We start from the raw sequence: 21,703 nt of genomic DNA, 5'->3' as shown, positions 1-21,703 counted from the left end.
TTTTACAATAGAATAGGACATCATCTAATTGCAAATGATGTGGCTGCTTCATTTAGGCAATTTGTTAGCTAAACGAGAGAAGTAAGAGACAGAGTGTCATGGTAGAGAGCAACATAGATAACAGAATAGCAGTAGACGTGACGTTCTCTAATTTTCCATACTTTTCCGCAAATATGTACGTGACCGCTCCGACTGGTAATGCAGACATAATGACAGCGATAGCTCCCCATAATACATCAACTTCAAATACGTACATCATCAATAGGAATGTCACAAGCGGCTGAAAGATAATTTTTAGGACGACTATTGCTGTTACTTCCGATACACGGAGTTCATTCTTCATCGTATTCTTTTGTCCGACTAAGCCTAGCCCTAACGCAAAGAGAGCGGTTGGACCAGAAGCATTCGCGAGTAAGTTAGTAAATGTATGAACAGATGCTGGTAGGTCAATTCCTAGTATTGCGACGACAATTCCTGCACTAACAGAAATCGTAATGGGGCTCTTCATGACAGGTTGGAAAATTGCCCATGCTTGTTTCATAAGTGGTTCTTTTCTGTTAATCTTCGATGCCTCGAACGTTACTAACACAATTGTAATAACAAGGATGTTATGTAGAAGCGTAGCAAGAGCGGCTGGTAATGCAGCATCTGTTCCGAAAACAGCGGTAACGAGTGGTATCCCCATATATCCAGTTGTCCCGTAAGAGGCTCCCATTCCGTAAATAGAGGAAGTCGGTGTGTCATAGTGAAAGACATATTTTCCAATAAGTACTGCCATGATAAAACTCGCAAGTATACCTCCTAGATTAATACTAACGAAGTGCCAGTTTGTTACTTGTTCGATTGGTGCGGTTGCAGTAGCGAGAAACAGCAATGCTGGTAGTGTGATATAAAAGACGTAATTGTTTAAGCTTTTTGATCCTGATTTGGTAATTAGTCCACATGTTCCTGCTAAGTAGCCACAAAGCATAATCGCAAAGATTGGTAAGACGGCATCGAGTAAAAGTTTCATCGTATCTCCCTGCTTTCAAATTGTTGTATCGATTGTAAGGTTGATTGTATGCTAGGAATACTATCACGTAAAACGACTAAAAGAGATAATAGATATCATAAATAATGATGACAAAAGTGGGGATGAGAGAATGAACGAGAAAGACTTAGAGATATTTAGATTAGTAGCGAAGCATGGTACCGTCAGCAAGGCGGCTACAGAATTAAATTATGTCCAATCCAATGTGACGAGTCGTATTCATAAGTTAGAAATAGAACTAGGTACACCGCTTTTCTATCGAAGTAACAGGGGAGTGATCTTAACCGCAGAAGGAAAAGTCTTTCTTACCTATGCAGATAAACTAGTAGACTTGATGAAAGAAGCGAAGGAAGCATTACAAAATCCAGAAATGCCTTCGGGTCCGTTATGTATCGGCGCTACTGATATTACGACAGCGGTACATTTGCCGTCGATTTTATCGGCTTATCATCACAAATACCCGAACGTGGATGTATCGTTAAAAACAGGTTCGACAGAGGAACTTGTAGAATCGGTGTTGAATTATGATATAGACGGTGCGTTCGTTACAGCTCCTGTTCATCATCCAAACATGGAGCAGGAGCTATTACTTCAAGAAGAAGTAGTATTGATTACACATAAATCACAGCCACCTTTTCAGATGATGAAAGAATGGAAGCAACGTACGATTCTCGTCTTTCGTGAAGGGTGTACATATCGTTCGAAGTTAGAACAATGGCTACGAGACGAAGGAATTGTTTCGGTGAAGAAAATGGAGTTTGGTACGATGGAAGGCATTATCGGATGCGTCAAAGCTGGCTTAGGTCTGGCGCTTATTTCAAAGCGAATCGCTGAGCAGATAATGGAAGACGAACATATCCAAGTCTATTCTGTGCCACATACATACAAAGACATAACAACGGTCTTCATCAGGCGCTGTGATGTGTCGATGTCGAATGCGTTGAGAAAATTTGTGGATGTGACGAAGGAAATGTTACAAGAAGAGTGAAATGAGGAGATATATAATGATTCGCATCACTAATCGAAACAAAGCACTAGCAAGCCAATTCATTACAGAAACAAGTGATAAGTCGTTCGCAGCGGTTGCGATAGGGAATAGCCCTGGAGAAATGTGGGTAGATGACGAAAAGAGCCCATCTTCTGCGCTTGTATGGTCGAACGGGTTAGCATGTTTTCAGTTCATGGGAAAGGGATCTGCATTATTTACGGAAGCCTTCGTACAAGCGGAAATTATTCCTTTTCTGCAAGAGAAAGAGATAAGCTATTTTGAATTTGCGCTAGATTCAGAGGGCTGGGAAGACGTTGTTTTTCATGTGTTACGCGATAGAAAAATAGAGGGAGATGGTCAATATGTGTACAAATCTGATTGGACTTCTCCGGCAAAAGAGATTAGAGAAATAACAGATTTTACATTCGTTGAAATTACAGCCCATCTCCTTGAAAACAAAGAGATACGGAACCGTGAATTTATGACGAATTATCTTATCCAGTATTGGGGAAGTATTGAAGCATTTATTGAAAAAGGTGACGGTTATATCGCTCTCACAAAAGAGAATGAGGTTGCGAGTATTGCGATTGTGACCGATGTTTATGAAACGACACATACGATAGGCGTGGTGACAGTCGAAGCATATCGTCAAAGGGGATTATCGAGTTCACTCACAATATTGCTAGTGAATCTGTTACGCACGAAGAAACTCCATGTTTGGTGGGACTGTATGGAAGAAAATATTGCTTCGCAAAAAACAGCAGAGAAAGCAGGACTCGTGAGAAGCCATTCGTATCGTGTATATTGGTTTTATTTTTAGAAGAAGGAGCGAGAATATCGTCTTTTTTGCTTGTACCGCAAATGATTTAGTAAGAAGAATAAATAGAAGGATTGGTGGTACATATGTTTAATTTCTTTAAATCCAAGAAAAAAATAAGTTTGAGTGAACAATTGAGGGAGTTACAAAAGGCGGGAATTCACTTACGCAAAGGAATGACAGAAGATATTCTTCTTGAAGAGTTCGACGAGAAAGAGTTTGAGAAAGAACCGTATTTACTTGCGTTAGTTGCAATGGGTGGTGAAGTAGAAGTCGAGGAAGACGACTTCGTGGATGTATCAGATGATGTATGGCACTTTGATACAGAATGCATCGAAGATAATGGTGATTATGTCCAAATTGTAGAGCGAGTAAAAGCATTATCGAAAGGTTTGCTAGAAATCGAGAATATACGAGATGCTGTTGATATTGAAGAGGAAGAGGCCACACTTACGTTCACGTTAGCGGGTAAAGAATATCATTGGGATCTTGAAGTAGATAACGATTGGGTAGACGGAACAATTTTTGATCGATTCAATGAACTGTTGGCACAGCAAAAGACAGAGAAACGAATTGCGATTCTAGAATTGGGACAAGATTGTTTAATTGGTATGTATTCTCCGGAGCAACTGAAGCAAATAAATGCGTTACTTACGAATAATAAGTTTGAGTTTATTTAATACAAAAAGGAGCGATCCACATGTCGCTCCTTTTTTGTTTATATATGTTTAGAAAAATGTGAGAAACAATAAAAAATGAAAACTTTTTCCGTTATATAATGTCTAATAATTTGTATTTAATACTTTCGTAAGATTTTCGTTATCGTTTCATAAGCTTCGTCTTTCATACTAGAAGCAACGAAAGAGAGAAGGGATGAGGAAGAGATGAAGCGAAAATATTGGATGTTTATTGTGCTTGGAATTGGTGGAATTGCGATTGCATGGTGGTTATTATCCCCATTATTTATCACTAAGACAGTAGATGAGAAGGCACCAGTTGTAGCCGAAATAGTACAGGAAGAACAAGTAACGACCTATGCGGGAATGTTTGTTGAAGTAGACAACATTCACAACATTACAGGCAATGCAAAAACAGTTATGGCAGATGGCAAAACATATATCCGCTTTGAAGAATTTGAAGTGACGAATGGTCCAGATTTGAACGTATATGTAGTAAAAGAAGGAATGGATACAAGTGAAGGGATAGATTTAGGCAAACTAAAAGGAAACAAAGGAAATCAAAATTATGAAATACCAAGCGATGTTGATCTCATGGAGTATAACAAAGTCGTCGTATGGTGCCGTGCTTTTGATGTGAATTTTGGTCATGTTGTACTTGAAAAACAATAGCTATTTAAGGGATGATACAAGAACAACAAGCGTATAAGGGGATGAGGATGTTGCCAATCAAAATAGCCGTAGTGGATGATGAGAAGAACATAACAGACGTATGTAGGCGATATTTAGAGCGAGAAGGGTATTATGTACTCACGGCTTATAACGGAGAAGAGGCTTTGCGATTATGGCAGGAAGAGAGGCCAGATTTATTCGTTTTAGACGTGATGATGCCAAAGAAAGATGGGTTAGAAGTATGTGAGGAAATTCGAAATGTGGACGATGTACCAATTATTATGCTGACAGCTCGAAGTGAAGAGGTAGATCGCTTAATGGGATTAACAATGGGAGCAGACGATTATATGACGAAGCCGTTCAGTCCTCGAGAGCTCGTTTTACGTATAAAAGCGATTTTCCGCCGCATGAACATTGGAAAGGCACGTATGCAACAATCAACATTTCATTTCGGGGATTTAATGATTAACGAAGAGACGCGCACTGTTTCAGTGGGGAATCGGTTCGTCGATTTAACAGTAAAAGAGTTCGACTTATTGTATTTATTGGCATCGTATCCGAACCGAGCTTTTTCTCGAAGTGAGCTGTTAGATAAAATATGGGATATTGATTTTTACGGTGATACGACGACCGTGACCGTGCATATTCGTCGTCTTCGTGAAAAATTAGAACAAACACCGTCTGAGCCAGTTTTTATTAAGACAGTGTGGGGTGTTGGTTATAAATTTGATGGAAGTGGTTCGAAATGAAGATGCGTACTCAGTTGTTACTTGCGAACGCGTTAAGTATTTTTCTTATTTTTGTCTTTTTGATGATCAGTTACTTTTGCATGTTGTTGCCGGACGACGCGATTGTGATGCTGACTTTTGTTACAGCAATCGCAGGGGTTCTCTCGTTCTTCGTACATGGTATGTTAATTCGGCCAATTGAACAAGCAGTGTCACAAATGAAAGATGAATCAAAGAAGGTTGCTGACGGTCATTTTAATGGGAAAGTGTCATTAATTGGACCGAAAGAGTGTAGACAACTTGCGGAGAATTTCAATGAGATGAGCCGTAAATTAGAAGAGAGTTTCACGAAGCTTCAACAATCAGAAGCGTCGCGAAAAGAGCTAGTTGCGAATGTATCGCACGATTTACGTACACCACTGGCATCGATCCAATCGTTTGTCGAAGCGTTGCAAGATGACATTATTGAAGATAAAGAAGTATTCGATCAATATTTAAAAACAATCCAACTTGAAACGAAGCGTCTTGGCTACTTAATTCATGATTTGTTTCAGTTAACACAACTTGAATCAGAAGCGGAGAAGTTCGAACCTGAGTTGTACTATGTCGATAAATTAATTATTGAAGCGCTTGAAAATCAATATGTGCATATCGAAGAGAAGAAGCTACATGTACATGTTGACTTACCGGAGAAACTCCCAGCGGTTGCTGTTATGCCAGAAAAGGTGATGCGTGTAGTAGTGAATCTATTGCAAAATGCGGTTCGGTATTCAAAGAGTGGTGGCGAGTTGTACGTTGAGGTGCAAGATGAAGGACACGTGGTTCGTATTCGTATAATAGACGAAGGTGAGGGTATTCCGCTAGAGGAACAAGCTTTCATTTTCGAACGCTTCTATCGAGTGGAGAAATCACGAAGCAAAGAATTCGGTGGAAGTGGGCTTGGGCTCGCAATTTGTAAGTCGATTGTTGAACTCCATGGAGGCGAGATCGGCGTAAGTAGTGAACAAGGAAAAGGAAGTACATTTTATTTTACTATACCTATTATGAAGGAGTTGTCTCGTTAGTTGAACGAGGCAGCTTTTTTTATTTCTCGTTATTCGTCTGAACGACCTCATATCACCTTTCATATAAAATCGTTTGAAAAAAAGATAAAAAATTTTCTTTTTTTGTCAGAAATAAACAAATAGGTTTCGTATAATGAATGAGAGGATTAAATAAAGGTTGAGGTGAAGAGGATGAACGAAGCCCAGATGCTGCAAGGCTTGCGGGAGAAAAATATGGATGCACTTCATTTAGTTATCAGCACATATGGTGGACTTATTTATAAAGTTATTAATAGCGTACTCGATAGCGCATACGACAAATCAAATATCGACGAATGTATGAACGACGTTCTAATGACCCTTTGGTATAATATCGACACATTTGATGAAGAACGAGGGAAATTTACAAGCTGGCTTATATCTGTCTCGAAATTTAAAGCCATTGATTATAAACGAAAAAACAACAAGGCATATCAATATGAAGAGGTGAACAAGGAAGGGGTTATTGAACAGCACGTGACATCCTTCGCTGACACACCAGATGATGAATCTTTTTACACGTTAATTGAGTGTTTAAACGAACAAGATCGTATCGTCTTTATAAGGCGGTACTTACAAGAAGATACGATAGAAGAAATAGCGGCAGACTTACAACTTTCGGTTGATACTATATATAGTCGATTGTCACGAGGACGAAAACGGATAAAACAAGCGATAGGAGGAGAATAACATGAGTGAAAGAGCGATATTACAGGCATTAAATGATGTTGAAGTAAGCGAAGTGGAATTAGCAGAATTTACGAAAGACATGACGTTAAATTATGAAGATAGCTACGAGTTCAAAATCATCGCAACGCGAAGTATCTTAAAGAGGGAAGCAAGTAAGTACGTAGAGAAGGAATTACAACACGGAGAAGGAATTTTCCATGTGATGGCAACATCGAATGAAGAAGTGAAGGCGGCACAAGGTGCGTCCACATTTGGAACTGGATTTGGATTAACAATGGATTATGGTGTCCACACAATTGTGACAGTAACGAATAATCGTATCTTCCTTTCATTCTTCGATGCCATGCATCGCTATATGGAGACAATTAACTATACGTATGATGAGATTGAAGGTATTGTGCAACATAATGAGAACTATTCAAAGCTAGAATGCTTATATATCAAATGCAAGAACGGCAAACAATATTTATTACATGCGGGCTCGGCTCATTATGAAATTTTGTTTGATGTATTAGGGAAGATTCCAGCAGCGGATGAATTAATGGATCCAGAGAGGATGAAAAAGGTACAAAAAAGAGTAAGAAAGAAAAATGTTATCTGGAATGTTCTCGGCTTTGGGGTATTCCTCTTCTTCGCAACAATGTTGATTCTAGCTATGCTGAGAGATATATAGGAAGTCAAATAGTCTCGTCGGTCCATTTTTTGCTGACGAGATTATTTTTAGAGGAAATAAACATTTTTTCTTTTTCTGTCAGAAATGACCACTTAGAATTCGTATAATAAGTAGAGAGAGTAAATAGAACAACGCAAAGGGGATGAAAGATATGGAGAAGAAACGAGAAAATGATTTCGAATTTAACATTATTCATGCACGAAATAAGTTGAAAGAAGAAGCACGTACATATGTCGCAGAAGAATTAACAGACGGGGAAGAGATTCTTCATATCTTAGCAACATCGAACGAAGAAGTGAAGGCAATGCAAGCTACGACTACAATGGCATCAAGATTTGGAATGACGATGGACTTTGGCGTTCATACAATTGTGACAGTAACGAATAATCGATTATTACTCTCTTACTTCGATGCTACTAATCGCTATATCGAAACAATTAGTTACGCCTACGATGAAGTAAGAGGTATTACGGTACATACAGAACATTACTCGAAATTAGAGTGTCTATATATCAGTTGTAGAGATGGAAAGAGTTATATCTTACATGCAGGAACAGCGCATTATGAGAAGCTATTTGATGTATTACGTACAATTCCAGCGGCAGAAATATTAATGAGTCAAAAAACGATGGTTGTTGTTCAGCAGAAAGTAAGCAAGAAAAACACCCGCTGGAACATCGTCGCAGCAGTCCTTTTCTGCTTCTTCGCAATGATGACAATTCTTATGTTAGCGGGAGATAAATAGGTAAGGACAAGGCATTGCATACATCGCAATGCTTTTTTGTTGTATGATGGAGGAATAATGAAGAAATAGGAGACGAATAATGAAAAAGCAAGACTATGATAAGGTGTTAAACATTACAACAACTGGCGAACAAGTCGGTTTTAATAAAGTAACGTATTACCATCGTTATGAAGCGACACCGTATGAAGGATTAGAACTATTATGCCAGCAATATGAAATGACAAGCAAAGATCATGTAGTAGACTTTGGATGTGGGAAAGGTCGGCTAAATTTCTATCTTCATTATCATTACGGTGCGACTGTTACAGGTGTGGAAATGAATGATGACTATTATTGTGATGCAATAGAAAATAAGAAAAGGTATGCGAAGAAGGTGGCGAAAGGAACGGACAATATTCATTTTTATCATGGATATGCGGAGGATTATGTTATTCAACCAAGTGATAATAAGTTTTATTTCTTTAATCCTTTTTCTATTAACATTTTCCGGAAGATTACGGCTAATATTTTATGCTCTGTCGAAGAAGTAGCAAGAGACGTAGAACTTATTTTTTATTATCCGTCAGAAGAGTATATTTTCTACTTAGAAAACAGTACTCCATTTGAATATAAGCAAGAGATTATTTTACCGGGTTTGTACAAAAATAATGATAGTGAACGCTTTGTTGTGTATCGTTTGACCTATTAGAAGAGAGAAAATCGACATTTTTTTACGAAAATGGGTATCGGGTAGTGAATTTTTGTGAAGTTTGTAGTAAAGTAGATAATTGGGTGTAAAGAACGTTCTTTTAGGTAAAGGACGTTTTTTGTCGAATTGTGCAGAAAACGGCGCATTATGAAAAAATTAACTTGTAATAGTTGGTCTTATCTCATGTTATACTAAAATAATAAATAAAGCGAGTAAAATGCACAAGGCATGATTGTATTAGCGGGTGTAGAAAGGAATGGAAAGATGAAGAGTAAGGAGCCGTATGTTCTTGTTTTTGGAGTATCAATTTGCGATATCTTTGGATTCACGCAATGCGAATTCAAGCCGTATAATTCAAATCCAGGAGCTGTAAAAGTATCATTTGGTGGTGTTTGCCGTAACATTGCGGAAAACATGGCAAGAATCGGAATGAAGACAAAGTTAATCTCTATCGTTGGGGACGATGCAAACGGGCACAGCATGTTAGCACATGCACAACGCATCAACTTAGACATGGATGACACGTTAGTGATTGAGGGGAAGTCAACACCAACCTATTTAGCAGTCTTAGATGACAAAGGTGAGATGGTATCAGCTGTTGTTGATTTAAAGATTGCAGATAAATTCTCAGAGGAGTTCATCGACTCAAAAGCAGATGTAATTACAGGTGCAGAGTATATGTTCTTCGATGCAGACAATCCTAGTACTGTTGAATATATTGTGAAGAAATACAAAGGCGCAACAAAGTTTGTTCTTGATCCTGTATCAGCAGCAAAAGCGGTGCCAATGAGAGATTTAATCTCTTATTTCCATACGATTAAGCCAAATCGTCACGAAGCAGAAGCGTTATGTGGATTTGCGATTGAGAGCCAAGAAGATGTACGCAGAGCAGGTAAATACTTCCGTGAGTTAGGTGTAGAAAATGTATTCTTAAGCTTAGATGCAGACGGTATCTACTACCATAACGGTGAAGAAGAAGGTATTATTAAAGCATTAGATATTCCAGTTGTGAACGTAACTGGTGCAGGAGATGCACTTGTGGCGGGAATTGGTCACGGTTATATGAATAACTTAGGCATGGAAGAAACAGTGAAGTACGCAGTTGCAATGTCTGCAATTACAATTTCACATGCTGAAACAATTCATCCGGAACTTGATTATCCATTCGTTCAAGCATATAAAGATAGTTTAAAATGGGAAGTAGTAAAATTTTAATTTGCTAGGAAAGGGTGAAGAATCGTGTATGTAACGATTAAAGAAGTAGCCGAGTACTTAGACTTCCCAGAAGAATATATTGAAAGTCTCATCCAACAGCGAAAAATTCGTGCTGTTTATGACGGTGAACAGTACGTAATTAACAAAGCGCAGTTTACAACTCACATGGAACAGATGGAGAAGTATCGGGAACTCATTCAAGAAATCTTGAACGAACCAATTCCTGAGGATTATGACATAAAAGACGAGGACTAGGGATATCCCTAGTCCTTCTTTTTGTCTAATGTAATGGTTATTTTGAATAAGTCACCATCTACATCGATGTGTAACTCTCCGTCATGTAAATCAATAATTGACTTCGCAATCGCAAGACCTAAGCCAGATCCTTCTGTATGCCTCGACTCATCACCGCGCTTGAAGCGTTGGAATAATTCTTCAATGTTATCTCCGAGTTCAAACGCAGAGATATTCTTAAAGGAGATGGAAACGTTGTTCTCTGTCTCAGTTACCGAAATATACACACGAGTATGTTCTAGTGAGTACTTCAACGTATTGTTAATTAAATTATCGAAGACACGCCACATTTTTTGACCATCGATGAAGGCATCAATCTGCTCTTTCTGTGTTTTGAAGCGGAATTGAAGGGATGATGCCTGAATCTTCTCATCTAATTCCGCGAGTGCTTGTTGTAAGAGCTGTACAACGTCTATATTTTCACGTTGTAGCTCGATATTACCACTCGACATTTTTGATACTTCAAATAAGTCTTCAATTAATAGTTTTAAGCGCTGTGACTTTTGATCAATAATCGTAATATAGTCAGCTTGTTCTTCTTTCGTTAAATTTTCTTTCTTTAATAAGTCTGTGTACGTAATGATGGACGTTAGCGGTGTCCGTAAGTCATGGCTTACGTTCGAGATAAGTTCTGTCTTCAATCGTTCGCTTTTCGCTTGTTCTTTTTGGGAAGATTTCATGCCTTCTTTTAAGATGTTAATGTTTTTTGCCAGTTGTGCTAGCGTTGTTTTTCCTTTTACTGGTACTTCGTAGTTATAGTTTCCTTTTACGAGTTCGTCTGTTGCGGCTTTAATTCGATTGTAGTAGCCGATGTGTTTAAAGAATATATACAGAACCGGTAAGAAGATTAAGATGAATAGCCCAAGATACACTACTATTGTGTTTGGATGAAATAGGACGACACATATACCAAATCCACCTGCGTATACAACACCTAGTAAGAAGAAAAGTTGCAGTCCGACTTTTTGCTGAATGAAGGTATCTTTTATCATTTGCAGGAACTTATAGGTAAACGAACTTTTCCAAGCTTCTAATGGCTCCGACTGATGATGAAAATGGCTAATTAGTATCAGTAGCTCAATAAGAATCAAGAATATAAATGCTACCGAAATGGTCAATGTAATGGTGAAGTATTCCGTAATTACTTCTCGTGATAGTGAAGGTAATGACGATAATGGTCTCATTACGTTCAGTGCTATGGTGATAGAAACAAATAGGGCACCAAGGCATATGTCAATTGGTACTTTCGTTAAAGTTGGGTGATGATGTTCCATGACTTTAACTGCGAATTTTTTTACATGACGATACAAAAAGAAACTACCAATGAGTGCTAATAACCCTGTAATCATTTGAATAAAGTAGAGTGTTCGTTTATCTTCATACATTTGCAATTCAACATATCCTGTAGCTGATAACTCCGTAATAATTATTTTCCCATTTAATAGTGGCATATTTGGATTATATGAACGGGAATCATTATTTGGGAAGCTTTGCGAAAATAAAATGTCTGTGTCAGTAAAATAATTATTAAAATCACTGAGAGTCTTGAAATCAGAAGGAGCATTCGTATATATTTGCTTTGTTTCAGGGTTCTCAAAGAAATACTGGATATGAGAATAACGTTTGTTAAAATCTTGTCTTCTCTCTTCTAACATTGCGTATTGTTGCTCTACTTCTTTTTCTTTTTCTTCTTTAATTTTGGCACGGATGTGATCATCGCTCATGAAGTTTTGGGTAATGTCTTCAATTTTTTTGTTTTGCTCTTCTTCGTATTTCTTTACAAGGTCATTCAATCCTGAATTCGTTGCTTCTGAAATTTTGTTGTCATATTGTCGACGAATAGATGCAACTTGCTCCGTTAATTCTCCATATTGATAGCGATGATTCCTTATTTCCTCAGTAGAAACGGTAAGATTTTTTAGTTCTTTTTCTTTAGAGAATGCTGTATATTCACGTAATCCATTTGTGAATTCTCTTAAATTATTGTGAAATATACTGGATTCAAAATAGTCTTTGTGCGTGTAAGTTGTCGCGGCAGGTATACCCATCATAAAGTTACTAAATCCATACGTAATAAGTAGTAACCATGTAATTAATAGTGTTTTACTTCTCCATCTTGTATCCAAGTCCCCATACCACCTTCAAATATTTTGGATTCTTCGGGTTAATTTCGATTTTTTCTCGTATTTTTCGAATATGAACGGCTACTGTATTTTCGGCGTTGTAGCTCGGTTCACTCCAAACACGCTCATATATCTCACTGATGGAGAAGACACGTCCAGCATGCAGCATCAGTAACTCCACAATCTTGTATTCAATGGGGGTTAATTTCACTGTTTCACCGTGCAAGGCAACTTCTTTTGCTTCTTGATTCAGTGCAAGACCGTTAATATTTACGTGTTTACTTGTTCCTGCGCCTTCGTAAATACCGAGTGTTATATATCTACGCAGCTGAGATTTCACACGTGCGATGAGTTCAAGTGGATTAAAAGGCTTTGTGACATAGTCATCTGCGCCAATTTGTAACCCTAATATTTTATCGGTATCCTCACTCTTTGCGCTTAGCATAATAATAGGAATATTCTTTTCTTCTCGTATTTTAAAAGCTGTCGAGATACCGTCCAGTCTTGGCATCATAATATCTAAAATAATAAGGTGGACTTCGTGTTCATGTAGTTTTTCAATTGCTTCTAGTCCGTCTTGTGCCTTTATAACAGTAATATTTTCGTTTTTTAAATAAATTTCAATCGCATCTCTGATTTCTTTTTCATCATCTACGACTAATACACAATAATTCGTCATTTTTCGTCACCTCTCTTTCCAGATTATAACACGTCTAGTTATACGTTTAATATAAACGGTAATTATTAACATACAGGAAGGATAAATCTTAAGAATTTCTTAATATTAATAGAGGAATCACTTCTGTATTAGTAGGAAGTGGGATAGGTAGTAGTACAAAAAGACTCTTTTGTTCTTGCAGAAGAACAAAAGAGTAGGATATTTCCGCAGAAGAAGGGCAGGAAAAGTGGTAGAATAAATGAAGATAGTTAACAGAGAAAAGGGAGAAGAAGTGTGAATAAATATGCGAATAACGTGGTGGAATACCCGTCATTTTTACAAGATAGTATTATTTTAGAACACTATGGATTGAATGAATTACATTTACCTGCGGTTCAGCATTACCGAGATTGTTTCGCTACGTTACAACCGAGCCATCCGTGGAACAGTCTAGAAATGAAAGAGTTTCTATATAAAATTGGGGCGTGGGGAAAGATTCGTGATACGAACAAGGAAGGTTTGACGGTTGCAGGCTTACTTATGTTCAGCGAAGAGAGAATCATTATGGAAGTGATTCCGCGTTATTTCCTAGAGTATCGTGAAAACAAGAAAAAGGGTTGGTCAACGCGTCTTACGTCACAGGATGGTACATGGTCGGGAAATATATATGATTTCTATTGTAAAGTGCAAGAATTCCTTCCTATAGGGAAAGGAAGAATCGTATCGGCAATGCAAGAAATGCTTGTCAATATGCTTGTGCATAGTGATTATAAAGGGGATGGCGGTGTTCTCGTTGATAAAGAGAAGAATATCTTTCACTTCGCTAATCCAGGCTTATTACCTGTATCAATGGAACAAGTGCAAGAAGGTGGTATAAGTAGCTTACAGAATCCGAATATCTTTAAAATGTTCCGCTTACTTGGTCAGTGCAAACGTGCCGGTTACGGAGTAAAAAGTATATATGATGCATGGAGTAAAGAAGATGTCGACGCACCAATACTTTCACAAGATAATGAATTAGCACGTACACGTATGATTGTTCACGTTCCAGATAGCTTACTAGAACGACAGAAAAAACCATTGAGCTTCATTAATAAGAAGAACAACTCCGTTAATAACGATGAAAAAACGAACAACTCCATAAATAAAAATCCGGACTCCATAAGTAAAATGGACAACTCCTTAATTAATGTAGGAAGCTCCTTTAATAAGGGTGTTAAGTCCTATAATATGGTGGATAACTCATATAATAAAGAAGGCAGCTCTATAAATAAAGAGGAAAGAGAAGTAGTGAGTGAATCGATATTTATGACAGAAGATGTCGAAACAGAGTTATGGAACATTGCCGAGCTAGCACGAAAGAAAAAACGCCTTAGTCCAGCGGTGATGGAAGAGATTATTGTTCAATTATGTAAGAAAAAGTCTCTTCGTTTAAAAGAGTTAGCTGATTTACTTGAACGTACGCCGGATGGTCTTCGAAACAACTATTTAGGAAAAATATTAGCAAAAGGTTTGCTGCAACTAAAATATCCAGATCAACCGAATCATCCGAAACAAGCATATATGTCTGTTGAATAAAGAAGAAGAGAGCACTGTTTTGTATAGAAAACAGTGCTTTTTATATGTAAATATTTCGTTAAGATAACATTAAAGCGCTTTCTTGAAGTCACTTCACCTTGCGTAGTTTCTGCCTAAAGTTATATAATTACTAACATATTTTTAAAAATGAACATAATAACAAAATAGTCAAAGCATGTAATTAGTACTAGTAAAATAATAATAGAAGGAGATGAGAGAATGAAAGGTTGGACGTTTTTCTGGGGAGAAGTTCGGAATATAGTAAAGTCTAGGCAAGTAATTGTTCCGCTTCTTGGCTTACTTGTTATTCCACTCCTCTATTGTGGTATTTATTTAATTGCAAATTGGGACCCATATGGGAATATAAAACATTTACCTGTTGCAGTTGTCAATGAAGATCAACCTGTTGATTTCCAAGGAAACCGTATTGCGGTTGGAGAAGAGTTGGTTAAGAAGTTAGGCGAAAAGGATACCGTTAATTTTCAATTCATGACGCGAGAAGATGCGGAGGAAGGGTTGGATAATCACGAGTATTATTTAGCGATTTATATTCCAGAAGGGATGTCAGATCACGCAACGACAATTATGGACCCTTCACCAAAGCCAATGCAGTTAATTTATAAAGAGAATAGTAGTTTTAACTTCATTTCAGCACAGATTGCCGATAAAATTGTTGAAACGATTCGTGGTGAAGTATCTACTAGTTTGACAGAAACGTATGTCGAGCAAATGTTTCTTGCGTTAAGTAATGTAGCAGATGGCTTATCACAAGCGAGTGACGGTGCTGGCCAAATCGAGGATGGACTGAACCTGTTAGGAGAAGGAATTCAGCAATTCAAAGACACATTAAATACGCAAATTAACGAGAAAGTATCAAAAACACCTAACCAGGTGGATGCGTATATTAATAAGTACGGTGACGTGGCGAAGAACACGATTAACGGTAAAATTGATAGCTATATTGCTGAACATAGCGATGCAGCGAATGCTGCTATTCACGAAAAGTTAGATCGTACGATTAACGAACATTCAAATGAAGCAAAGCAGAAAATAAATGAAGCTGTTGCAAAAGGTGTGCGCGATAAGGCGAAAGAAGTAACAAATCAAAATAACCTCCTTAGTACGTTACCACCAGAACTACAAGAGCAATTAAAGCCATATAAAGAAGCGTTAGATAAACGCTTTATGGAAGTCGTAACAGAATCAATTACACCTCGTGCACAAGAGGAAGTGCAAAAGCAAGTCGAAAAACAAAAGCCTGTGTTAGTGAACAAGGCGCATGAGGTGACAACAAATGAATTCAATCGTTTGAAACCTATCTTGCAGGATAAGGCGCATCAAGTCGTTAATGAAAATCTTCCGAAAGAACAAGCGAAAGTGCAAGAAGCTGCAGATAAGCAAGTGCAGGAAGTATTAAAGAAAGTAGAAGATGCACAGAAGGCTGCGAATGCAGGGTTTGCGCAAATGCAAGATGGTCAGAAGCAACTTACAGACGGTTCGAAAGAATTGAAAGAGAAATTACGTGAAGGTGCAGAGGCAGCGACGCAAGATACAACGTTAGAGACGTATAAGCATTTTGCTTCTCCAGTAGAAAAGGATAAAGCGGCGAATAACGACGTCACGACGTATGGTGTTGGTATGGCACCGTACTTCTTGTCACTTGGTTTATTCGTTGGGGCATTTATGTTATCAACAGTGTTCCCGATGAAAGATCCATTTAGCCTACCACCATCTGGAGGAGCTTGGTTTTCAAGTAAATTTGGAGTTATGGCGATTGAAGGGATACTTCAAGCGGTTATCGTCGCAACGTTTGTGATAGGTTACTTGAAGATTGAAGTCACAAGTATTCCGATGTTCTACTTCCTATGTATTATAGCGAGTCTTATGTTCTTTGCGATGGTACAGTTTTTCATAACGGTATTTGGTAATGTCGGACGTTTCATCGTTATCTTGTTACTTTTATTCCAGTTATCTTCAACAGCGGGAACATTCCCGATTGAATTGGTTCCTAATTTCTTCCAAAACTTACATCCATGGTTACCGATGACGTATACCATTCGAGGGTTCCGTGCAATTGTATCAACAGGAGATATGACATATATTTGGGAAAATGTTGCGGTCATCTGTACATTTATGTCTGTCTGCTTAGCAGGAAGTTACATGTATTTCCGCATTCAATTTAAGAAACTGGCGAATATTAAATAGTGATAAAATGGTGTCTAGTAGATAGGCACCATTTTTCTTTTAGGAGGGATAGTATGAGGTATGTATTAGCATTTGTGTTAGACGACGCTGCAGGAACGTTCAATAACGAAATGCGTCGTGATGTATTTGAGAAATTCGGAGCGAAATCATCGAAGCTACCAGCACATATTACGATTAAATCACCATTTGAAGCGGAACGAATTGAGGAGATGGAGCATGTATTAGAGAGATTTGCTAAGAAAGAGAAAGCTGCACCAATTCATATAAAAGGATATAATCATTTTGATGATCGTGTGATTTATATGGATGTGTTTGCATCAAAAGAAGCGAAAGAAATGCACGATAGGCTAATAGAAAACCTACAAACATTGCCATGGTTACAGTTTCAAGCTCACGATGGAAAAGATAAAATCTTTCATCTGACAATTACGTCAAAGAAGATACAGAAGATATTCTCGGAATTATGGGAGTATGTGCACCAATCTCCGTGTGATTTTGAGAGCAGTTTTTCGACTATTTCCTTATATAGATGGGAACAACATACGTGGATTTTGCATAAAGAATATATACTACAATGATAAAAACCGTCCGCTATTGGACGGTTTTTATGCAATTTCTTCTATCACTAATTGACCACTACACATAATGCCTCCCATGAGAGTATCCCAAATGTCTGGATACTCTTTACCCATCGGAATACCTAAGCTACATACGTGTGGAATATCCCAGTTGTATTCGATAATGGTATGTTCGTTGATTGGATTTAGCATGAGTAGGGTAAATTTATGTTTTACAAGAGAAGATAAGACCACTTCTAATTCTTTCGTTTCTTCATATGTTCCATTCATGCGAACAAACAAGATATGTTCGCAGTCTTCTAGATTTTTGAGAAAGCGGTGTATTCTTCTCCCAAATTTTTCTTTGACCGCTGGGTACGTTGGCCAGTGATACGCTGTGTTCGGAGGGGCAGAGAAATCGTGGGCAGAATAGATATCATAGAGAGTATCACGCAATAATAATTTTTCCCCACCAGCATGAAGACCTTCAAACACCATATTTTCTTTTTCCATGAAGTTTGCAAAGCGGTTACGTAAAAGGTTTGTCAAATCAGGCAAAGAAAAGGTAATCATCCAATCGAAGACACCAGCATATGGACGTAATCGATAGTGACGTAATTTAGTAGAAATTTCGCAGCGATCCCCGAGGCTAAAAATCATATCATATTTTCCTTTAATATCTAGTAATTTCATGACAATCCTCCTTTCTATAGTGTATGTACCATAGGAGAGAGAGAGCATAGGAGAAATACTTATTTACCAATAAAAATGTATCCTTTTGTTGAAAGATAGGAAGATGACAGCATTAAAAAATCGCCCATGGATACTGGACGATTTCTATACATGTTCTTCCATAATAAGCTGTCCACTACACATAATGCCGCCCATGATAACGTCCCAAACTTCAGGGAATTCATCCCCCATTGGAATTCCAAGGCTACATACATGTGGAATGTCCCATTCATATTCAATAATTTTGATTTCATTAATTGGATTCAACATGAGGAGAGTGAAGTCGTGTTTGATGATGGAAGAGAGTGCGGCTTCCAATTCTTTCGTTTCTTCGAATGTCCCCATCATACGTATGAATAAAATCCGTTCACATGTTTCCATGTCCCGTAAAAAACGGCGGATTCGTCGATCAACTTTTGCTTTAAATTGTGGATATACGGGCCAATCAGTTGGCGTATTTGCTATCGTTGAAAAGTCATGTGCAGCGGAAATATCATAGAGTGTATCTTTGATAAAGAGTTGTGCACCAGCTGCGTGATATCCGTCGAATATCATATTTTCTTTTTCCATGAAATTTGCAAAGCGGTTTCGTAATAGTTTTGACAATCCAGGTAAGTAAGCCGTCAGCATCCAGTCGGTTACGCCAGCATATGGGCGTAGTCGATAATGACGTAATTTGTTGGCGATGGCACATTGGTTCCCAAGGCTATACGTCGCATCATATTTTCCTTTAATATCTTGTAATCTCATTAATATCCCCCCTTTCTATATCGTATGTACAATAGAAAAGAAAGGACATGGTACAAATGCTCATCTAGCAATGCTATTTCAACATGATGAAGATGAATAGTTGGAGCAAAAGGTGCGTACGTTGCATAGAGAATATATATAATCGAGATGAGTGTTATGGCCATTCTTCAACGATAACTGGTCTACTGCAGATAATGCCACTCATCATGGTGTCCCAAATATCATCGTACGGTGCACCCATTGGGATGCCAAGGCTACATACATGTGGAATGTCCCAGTCGTATTCAACAATCGTATGCTCGGCGATTGGATTCAGCATGAGAAGGGTGAAGTTATGTTTGACAACGGAAGATAAGACAGTTGCTAGTTCTATTGTTTCTTCGTAGGTTCCAATTAGACGTACGAACAGGATATGTTCACAGCTTTCTAAGTCTTGGAGAAAGCGATGTGTGAGAGTATCCATTTTTTCTTTAAACGGTGGATAGCTTGGCCAGTGAGTAGGGCTATTTTCTGGAACGGGAAAATCGTGCGCAGAATGGACATCATAGAGTGTATCTCGTACTAATAGTTTTTCTCCGCCGGCATGGTATCCATCAAAGGCCATCGTTTCTGTCTCCATAAAATTTGCAAAACGATTACGTAATAGATTTGTTACACCAGGCAACGAAAAGCTAATCATCCAATCAATCACACCAGCATACGGGCGCACTTGATAACGACGTAATTTACCAGCAACTGCACATTGATTTCCGAGGCTATAAATCATATCATATGTTCCTTTAATATCTTGTAGTTTCATGACAATCCTCCTTTTTATATCGTATGTATGATAGAAAAGAGAGGAGCTAGTAGAAAGGCCAAGATACAGAAAAAAATTGTATACTCCTGTTGCAAGATGGGAAGGATTATATTATCATAAGGCATATTAAGAAATGCGAAAAAAGCATACGAATCGACAATGACGAGGAATAGTACATACAGCTATTTTGTCCAAGAGAGAGAATCACACGGTGAGAGATTCTTACAAAATACGTATCGAACCAGCCTCCGAGTCCTGTACCGAAATGATAGTAGGCTACAGCGGATACAACCGTTAACTAATTGAGAGAATATATCTTCGGATGTATTAATCAGGGTGGTACCACCGAAAAGTTCGGTCCCTATTGCGGGATGCGGGCTTTTTTTTGTTGCTTTTAAAAGGAAAAAATAGGTTCATCACCAAATCATGCGGTTGATTTGATGCACGGAACGGAGAGTCGCGACTCTTATGGGAAAAGCGTCCACTCGGAGTGCAAGTGCAGTCTTTTGGTGAAGAATCAAAAAACACAAGGAGGAAGCGAACATGTCAAATAACAAAAAAGTTGTTAGTGAAATTACAGCGATGGATGAAGATTTCGCACAGTGGTATACAGACATCGTTAAGAAAGCAGAATTAGTAGATTACTCAAGCGTAAAAGGATGTATGATCTTACGTCCATACGGATACGGAATTTGGGAGAACATCCAAAAAGTATTAGATGAGCAATTCAAAGAAACAGGCCATGAGAATGTCTACATGCCAATGTTCATTCCAGAAAGCCTACTTCAAAAAGAAAAGGATCATGTAGAAGGATTCGCACCAGAAGTTGCATGGGTAACACACGGAGGAAGCGAGCCATTAGCAGAGAAATTATGTGTACGTCCAACGTCAGAAACATTATTCTGCGAACACTATGCAAAAACAATCCAATCATACAATGATCTACCAAAGTTATATAACCAATGGTGTTCAGTAGTACGCTGGGAGAAAACAACTCGTCCATTCTTACGTACAACTGAGTTCTTATGGCAAGAAGGTCATACAGCTCACGCGACAGCAGAAGAGTCTAAAGCAGAAACAATCCAAATGTTAAACATTTACGCGGAATTCTGTAAAGACTACTTAGCGATTCCAGTTGTAAAAGGTCAAAAGACGGAGAAAGAAAAGTTCGCTGGAGCAGAAGCAACGTACACAATTGAGAGCTTAATGCATGATGGTAAAGCACTGCAAACAGGAACGTCTCATAACTTTGCAGATAACTTTGCGAAAGCATTCGACATCACATACACAGACAAGACTGGTAAAGAACAACACGTTCACCAATCTTCATGGGGTATGACAACGCGCTTAATCGGTGCAGTAATCATGGTTCACGGTGATGATAGCGGTCTTGTATTACCACCACGTATTGCTCCAACACAAGTTGTAATCGTACCAGTAGCACAACATAAAGAAGGCGTATTAGAGAAAGCTGCTGAATTACAAGCAGAAATCAAGAAGTACGCACGCGTGAAGACAGATGCGTCTGATAAACGTCCAGGTTGGAAATACAGCGAGTACGAAATGAAAGGTGTTCCAATCCGCTTAGAAGTTGGACCAAAAGATATCGAAAAAGGTCAAGTAGCATTAGTACGTCGTGATACTCGCGAGAAGATCTTCGTACCAATGGAAGAATTAGCAACACGTATTCCACAATTACTTGATGAAGTACACGAAGGCTTATACGCAAAAGCATTAGCACATCGCGAAGAGAGCACACATGTTGCTCGTAACTTCGATGAGTTAAAGCAAATTGCAGAAGAGAAGCCAGGCTTCATTAAAGCAATGTGGTGCGGCGAGTTAGAGTGTGAAGAGAAGCTAAAAGAAGAGTTAACAATCACATCTCGTTGTATGCCATTCGAACAAGAAGAATTAGCAAGCGACTGCGTATGCTGTGGCAAGCCAGCTAAAACAATGGTTTACTGGGGCAAAGCATACTAATAAAACGAAAAGGTATAATCAT

Annotated in this window: 22 protein-coding genes and 1 other annotated feature; of the genes, 16 read left to right on the top strand and 6 right to left on the bottom strand. The window is 38.3% G+C overall.

Features of this window, described 5'->3' with window-relative positions:
- Positions 1-64 precede the first annotated feature (64 nt).
- Positions 65-1,012: an AEC family transporter gene (locus IEV41_RS15560; RefSeq protein ID WP_188389420.1), complete on the bottom strand. Its 948-nt coding sequence runs from the start codon at positions 1,010-1,012 to the stop codon at positions 65-67.
- 130 nt (positions 1,013-1,142) lie between these two features.
- On the opposite strand from IEV41_RS15560, the gene IEV41_RS15555 reads away from it, so the two are divergent.
- From IEV41_RS15555 to IEV41_RS15500, 12 genes are all read left to right on the top strand, one after another.
- On the top strand, positions 1,143-2,018 hold the full coding sequence (locus tag IEV41_RS15555; RefSeq protein ID WP_188389419.1) for a LysR family transcriptional regulator: 876 nt from the start codon (positions 1,143-1,145) through the stop codon (positions 2,016-2,018).
- Between the two features lie 16 nt (positions 2,019-2,034).
- On the top strand, positions 2,035-2,838 hold the full coding sequence (locus IEV41_RS15550) for a GNAT family N-acetyltransferase (protein ID WP_188389418.1): 804 nt from the start codon (positions 2,035-2,037) through the stop codon (positions 2,836-2,838).
- Positions 2,839-2,957: 119 nt separating this feature from the next.
- Positions 2,958-3,515, top strand: a complete 558-nt coding sequence (locus tag IEV41_RS15545; protein ID WP_188389417.1) for a hypothetical protein — start codon at positions 2,958-2,960, stop codon at positions 3,513-3,515.
- 204 nt (positions 3,516-3,719) lie between these two features.
- Positions 3,720-4,184, top strand: a complete 465-nt coding sequence (locus IEV41_RS15540) for a DM13 domain-containing protein (RefSeq protein WP_188389416.1) — start codon at positions 3,720-3,722, stop codon at positions 4,182-4,184.
- A 50-nt stretch (positions 4,185-4,234) separates the two neighbouring features.
- The gene (locus IEV41_RS15535) at positions 4,235-4,933 is read left to right on the top strand and encodes a response regulator transcription factor (RefSeq protein ID WP_188389505.1); all 699 of its coding nucleotides are present in this window, start codon (positions 4,235-4,237) and stop codon (positions 4,931-4,933) included.
- Positions 4,930-5,976, top strand: a complete 1,047-nt coding sequence (locus IEV41_RS15530; RefSeq protein WP_188389415.1) for a HAMP domain-containing sensor histidine kinase — start codon at positions 4,930-4,932, stop codon at positions 5,974-5,976. Before IEV41_RS15535 ends, IEV41_RS15530 begins: the two co-directional genes overlap by 4 nt.
- Before the next feature lie 171 nt (positions 5,977-6,147).
- Entirely contained in the window at positions 6,148-6,684 is a 537-nt protein-coding gene (locus IEV41_RS15525; protein ID WP_188389414.1) for a sigma-70 family RNA polymerase sigma factor, read from the top strand.
- 1 nt (position 6,685) lies between these two features.
- A complete protein-coding gene (locus IEV41_RS15520) occupies positions 6,686-7,357 on the top strand; it encodes a hypothetical protein (protein ID WP_188389413.1) in 672 nt (223 codons plus the stop codon).
- A gap of 151 nt (positions 7,358-7,508) precedes the next feature.
- Positions 7,509-8,102, top strand: coding sequence for a hypothetical protein (locus tag IEV41_RS15515; RefSeq protein WP_188389412.1), 594 nt, complete (start codon positions 7,509-7,511; stop codon positions 8,100-8,102).
- A 79-nt stretch (positions 8,103-8,181) separates the two neighbouring features.
- Complete coding sequence (locus IEV41_RS15510; RefSeq protein ID WP_188389411.1) at positions 8,182-8,790, top strand: SAM-dependent methyltransferase; 609 nt, start codon at positions 8,182-8,184, stop codon at positions 8,788-8,790.
- Positions 8,791-9,054: 264 nt separating this feature from the next.
- Positions 9,055-10,005: a carbohydrate kinase family protein gene (locus IEV41_RS15505; RefSeq protein WP_188389410.1), complete on the top strand. Its 951-nt coding sequence runs from the start codon at positions 9,055-9,057 to the stop codon at positions 10,003-10,005.
- A 24-nt stretch (positions 10,006-10,029) separates the two neighbouring features.
- Positions 10,030-10,260, top strand: a complete 231-nt coding sequence (locus IEV41_RS15500; protein ID WP_188389409.1) for an excisionase family DNA-binding protein — start codon at positions 10,030-10,032, stop codon at positions 10,258-10,260.
- 8 nt (positions 10,261-10,268) lie between these two features.
- Here the strand turns inward: IEV41_RS15500 and IEV41_RS15495 are convergent, their stop codons facing one another.
- Positions 10,269-12,425 (bottom strand): HAMP domain-containing sensor histidine kinase, encoded by a 2,157-nt coding sequence (locus IEV41_RS15495; protein ID WP_188389408.1) that lies wholly within the window; start codon positions 12,423-12,425, stop codon positions 10,269-10,271.
- Positions 12,403-13,101 carry a response regulator transcription factor gene (locus IEV41_RS15490; protein WP_188389407.1) on the bottom strand — a complete coding sequence of 233 codons (699 nt, stop codon included), beginning with the start codon at positions 13,099-13,101 and terminating at the stop codon, positions 12,403-12,405. The genes IEV41_RS15495 and IEV41_RS15490 overlap by 23 nt, the downstream gene beginning before the upstream one ends.
- A 273-nt stretch (positions 13,102-13,374) precedes the next feature.
- On the opposite strand from IEV41_RS15490, the gene IEV41_RS15485 reads away from it, so the two are divergent.
- From IEV41_RS15485 to IEV41_RS15475, 3 genes are all read left to right on the top strand, one after another.
- Positions 13,375-14,658: a DUF8451 domain-containing protein gene (locus tag IEV41_RS15485; RefSeq protein ID WP_188389406.1), complete on the top strand. Its 1,284-nt coding sequence runs from the start codon at positions 13,375-13,377 to the stop codon at positions 14,656-14,658.
- 219 nt (positions 14,659-14,877) lie between these two features.
- Positions 14,878-16,863 carry a YhgE/Pip domain-containing protein gene (locus IEV41_RS15480; protein ID WP_188389405.1) on the top strand — a complete coding sequence of 662 codons (1,986 nt, stop codon included), beginning with the start codon at positions 14,878-14,880 and terminating at the stop codon, positions 16,861-16,863.
- Positions 16,864-16,916: 53 nt separating this feature from the next.
- Positions 16,917-17,441 carry a 2'-5' RNA ligase family protein gene (locus IEV41_RS15475; protein ID WP_188389404.1) on the top strand — a complete coding sequence of 175 codons (525 nt, stop codon included), beginning with the start codon at positions 16,917-16,919 and terminating at the stop codon, positions 17,439-17,441.
- Between the two features lie 27 nt (positions 17,442-17,468).
- Here the strand turns inward: IEV41_RS15475 and IEV41_RS15470 are convergent, their stop codons facing one another.
- From IEV41_RS15470 to IEV41_RS15460, 3 genes are all read right to left on the bottom strand, one after another.
- Complete coding sequence (locus tag IEV41_RS15470) at positions 17,469-18,113, bottom strand: DUF1796 family putative cysteine peptidase (protein ID WP_188389403.1); 645 nt, start codon at positions 18,111-18,113, stop codon at positions 17,469-17,471.
- A 144-nt stretch (positions 18,114-18,257) separates the two neighbouring features.
- Entirely contained in the window at positions 18,258-18,902 is a 645-nt protein-coding gene (locus IEV41_RS15465; RefSeq protein ID WP_188389402.1) for a DUF1796 family putative cysteine peptidase, read from the bottom strand.
- 154 nt (positions 18,903-19,056) lie between these two features.
- The gene (locus tag IEV41_RS15460) at positions 19,057-19,701 is read right to left on the bottom strand and encodes a DUF1796 family putative cysteine peptidase (RefSeq protein ID WP_188389401.1); all 645 of its coding nucleotides are present in this window, start codon (positions 19,699-19,701) and stop codon (positions 19,057-19,059) included.
- Positions 19,702-19,851: 150 nt separating this feature from the next.
- Positions 19,852-20,067: a binding site (T-box leader), on the top strand.
- A gap of 177 nt (positions 20,068-20,244) precedes the next feature.
- Between IEV41_RS15460 and proS the strand changes: the two genes are divergently transcribed.
- Entirely contained in the window at positions 20,245-21,681 is a 1,437-nt protein-coding gene (gene proS / locus IEV41_RS15455) for a proline--tRNA ligase (protein WP_188389400.1), read from the top strand.
- Positions 21,682-21,703 lie beyond the last annotated feature (22 nt).

It is taken from the genome of Priestia taiwanensis, assembly GCF_014638355.1.
GTDB classification, from domain to species: Bacteria; Bacillota; Bacilli; order Bacillales; family Bacillaceae_G; genus Priestia_D; species Priestia_D taiwanensis.
The sequence above is the reverse complement of the archived record's forward strand: the minus strand, read 5'-3'. Positions and strand labels throughout refer to the sequence as shown.

Bases quoted from the DNA above. Each gene is read 5' to 3' on its own strand.
- IEV41_RS15560 (WP_188389420.1), bottom strand. From the start codon at position 1,012: ATGAAACTTTTACTCGATGCCGTCTTACCAATCTTTGCGATTATGCTT.
- IEV41_RS15555 (WP_188389419.1), top strand. From the start codon at position 1,143: ATGAACGAGAAAGACTTAGAGATATTTAGATTAGTAGCGAAGCATGGT.
- IEV41_RS15550 (WP_188389418.1), top strand. From the start codon at position 2,035: ATGATTCGCATCACTAATCGAAACAAAGCACTAGCAAGCCAATTCATT.
- IEV41_RS15540 (WP_188389416.1), top strand. From the start codon at position 3,720: ATGAAGCGAAAATATTGGATGTTTATTGTGCTTGGAATTGGTGGAATT.
- IEV41_RS15530 (WP_188389415.1), top strand. From the start codon at position 4,930: ATGAAGATGCGTACTCAGTTGTTACTTGCGAACGCGTTAAGTATTTTT.
- IEV41_RS15525 (WP_188389414.1), top strand. From the start codon at position 6,148: ATGAACGAAGCCCAGATGCTGCAAGGCTTGCGGGAGAAAAATATGGAT.
- IEV41_RS15520 (WP_188389413.1), top strand. From the start codon at position 6,686: ATGAGTGAAAGAGCGATATTACAGGCATTAAATGATGTTGAAGTAAGC.
- IEV41_RS15515 (WP_188389412.1), top strand. From the start codon at position 7,509: ATGGAGAAGAAACGAGAAAATGATTTCGAATTTAACATTATTCATGCA.
- IEV41_RS15510 (WP_188389411.1), top strand. From the start codon at position 8,182: ATGAAAAAGCAAGACTATGATAAGGTGTTAAACATTACAACAACTGGC.
- IEV41_RS15505 (WP_188389410.1), top strand. From the start codon at position 9,055: ATGAAGAGTAAGGAGCCGTATGTTCTTGTTTTTGGAGTATCAATTTGC.
- IEV41_RS15490 (WP_188389407.1), bottom strand. From the start codon at position 13,101: ATGACGAATTATTGTGTATTAGTCGTAGATGATGAAAAAGAAATCAGA.
- IEV41_RS15480 (WP_188389405.1), top strand. From the start codon at position 14,878: ATGAAAGGTTGGACGTTTTTCTGGGGAGAAGTTCGGAATATAGTAAAG.
- IEV41_RS15475 (WP_188389404.1), top strand. From the start codon at position 16,917: ATGAGGTATGTATTAGCATTTGTGTTAGACGACGCTGCAGGAACGTTC.
- IEV41_RS15470 (WP_188389403.1), bottom strand. From the start codon at position 18,113: ATGAAATTACTAGATATTAAAGGAAAATATGATATGATTTTTAGCCTC.
- IEV41_RS15465 (WP_188389402.1), bottom strand. From the start codon at position 18,902: ATGAGATTACAAGATATTAAAGGAAAATATGATGCGACGTATAGCCTT.
- IEV41_RS15460 (WP_188389401.1), bottom strand. From the start codon at position 19,701: ATGAAACTACAAGATATTAAAGGAACATATGATATGATTTATAGCCTC.
- proS (WP_188389400.1), top strand. From the start codon at position 20,245: ATGTCAAATAACAAAAAAGTTGTTAGTGAAATTACAGCGATGGATGAA.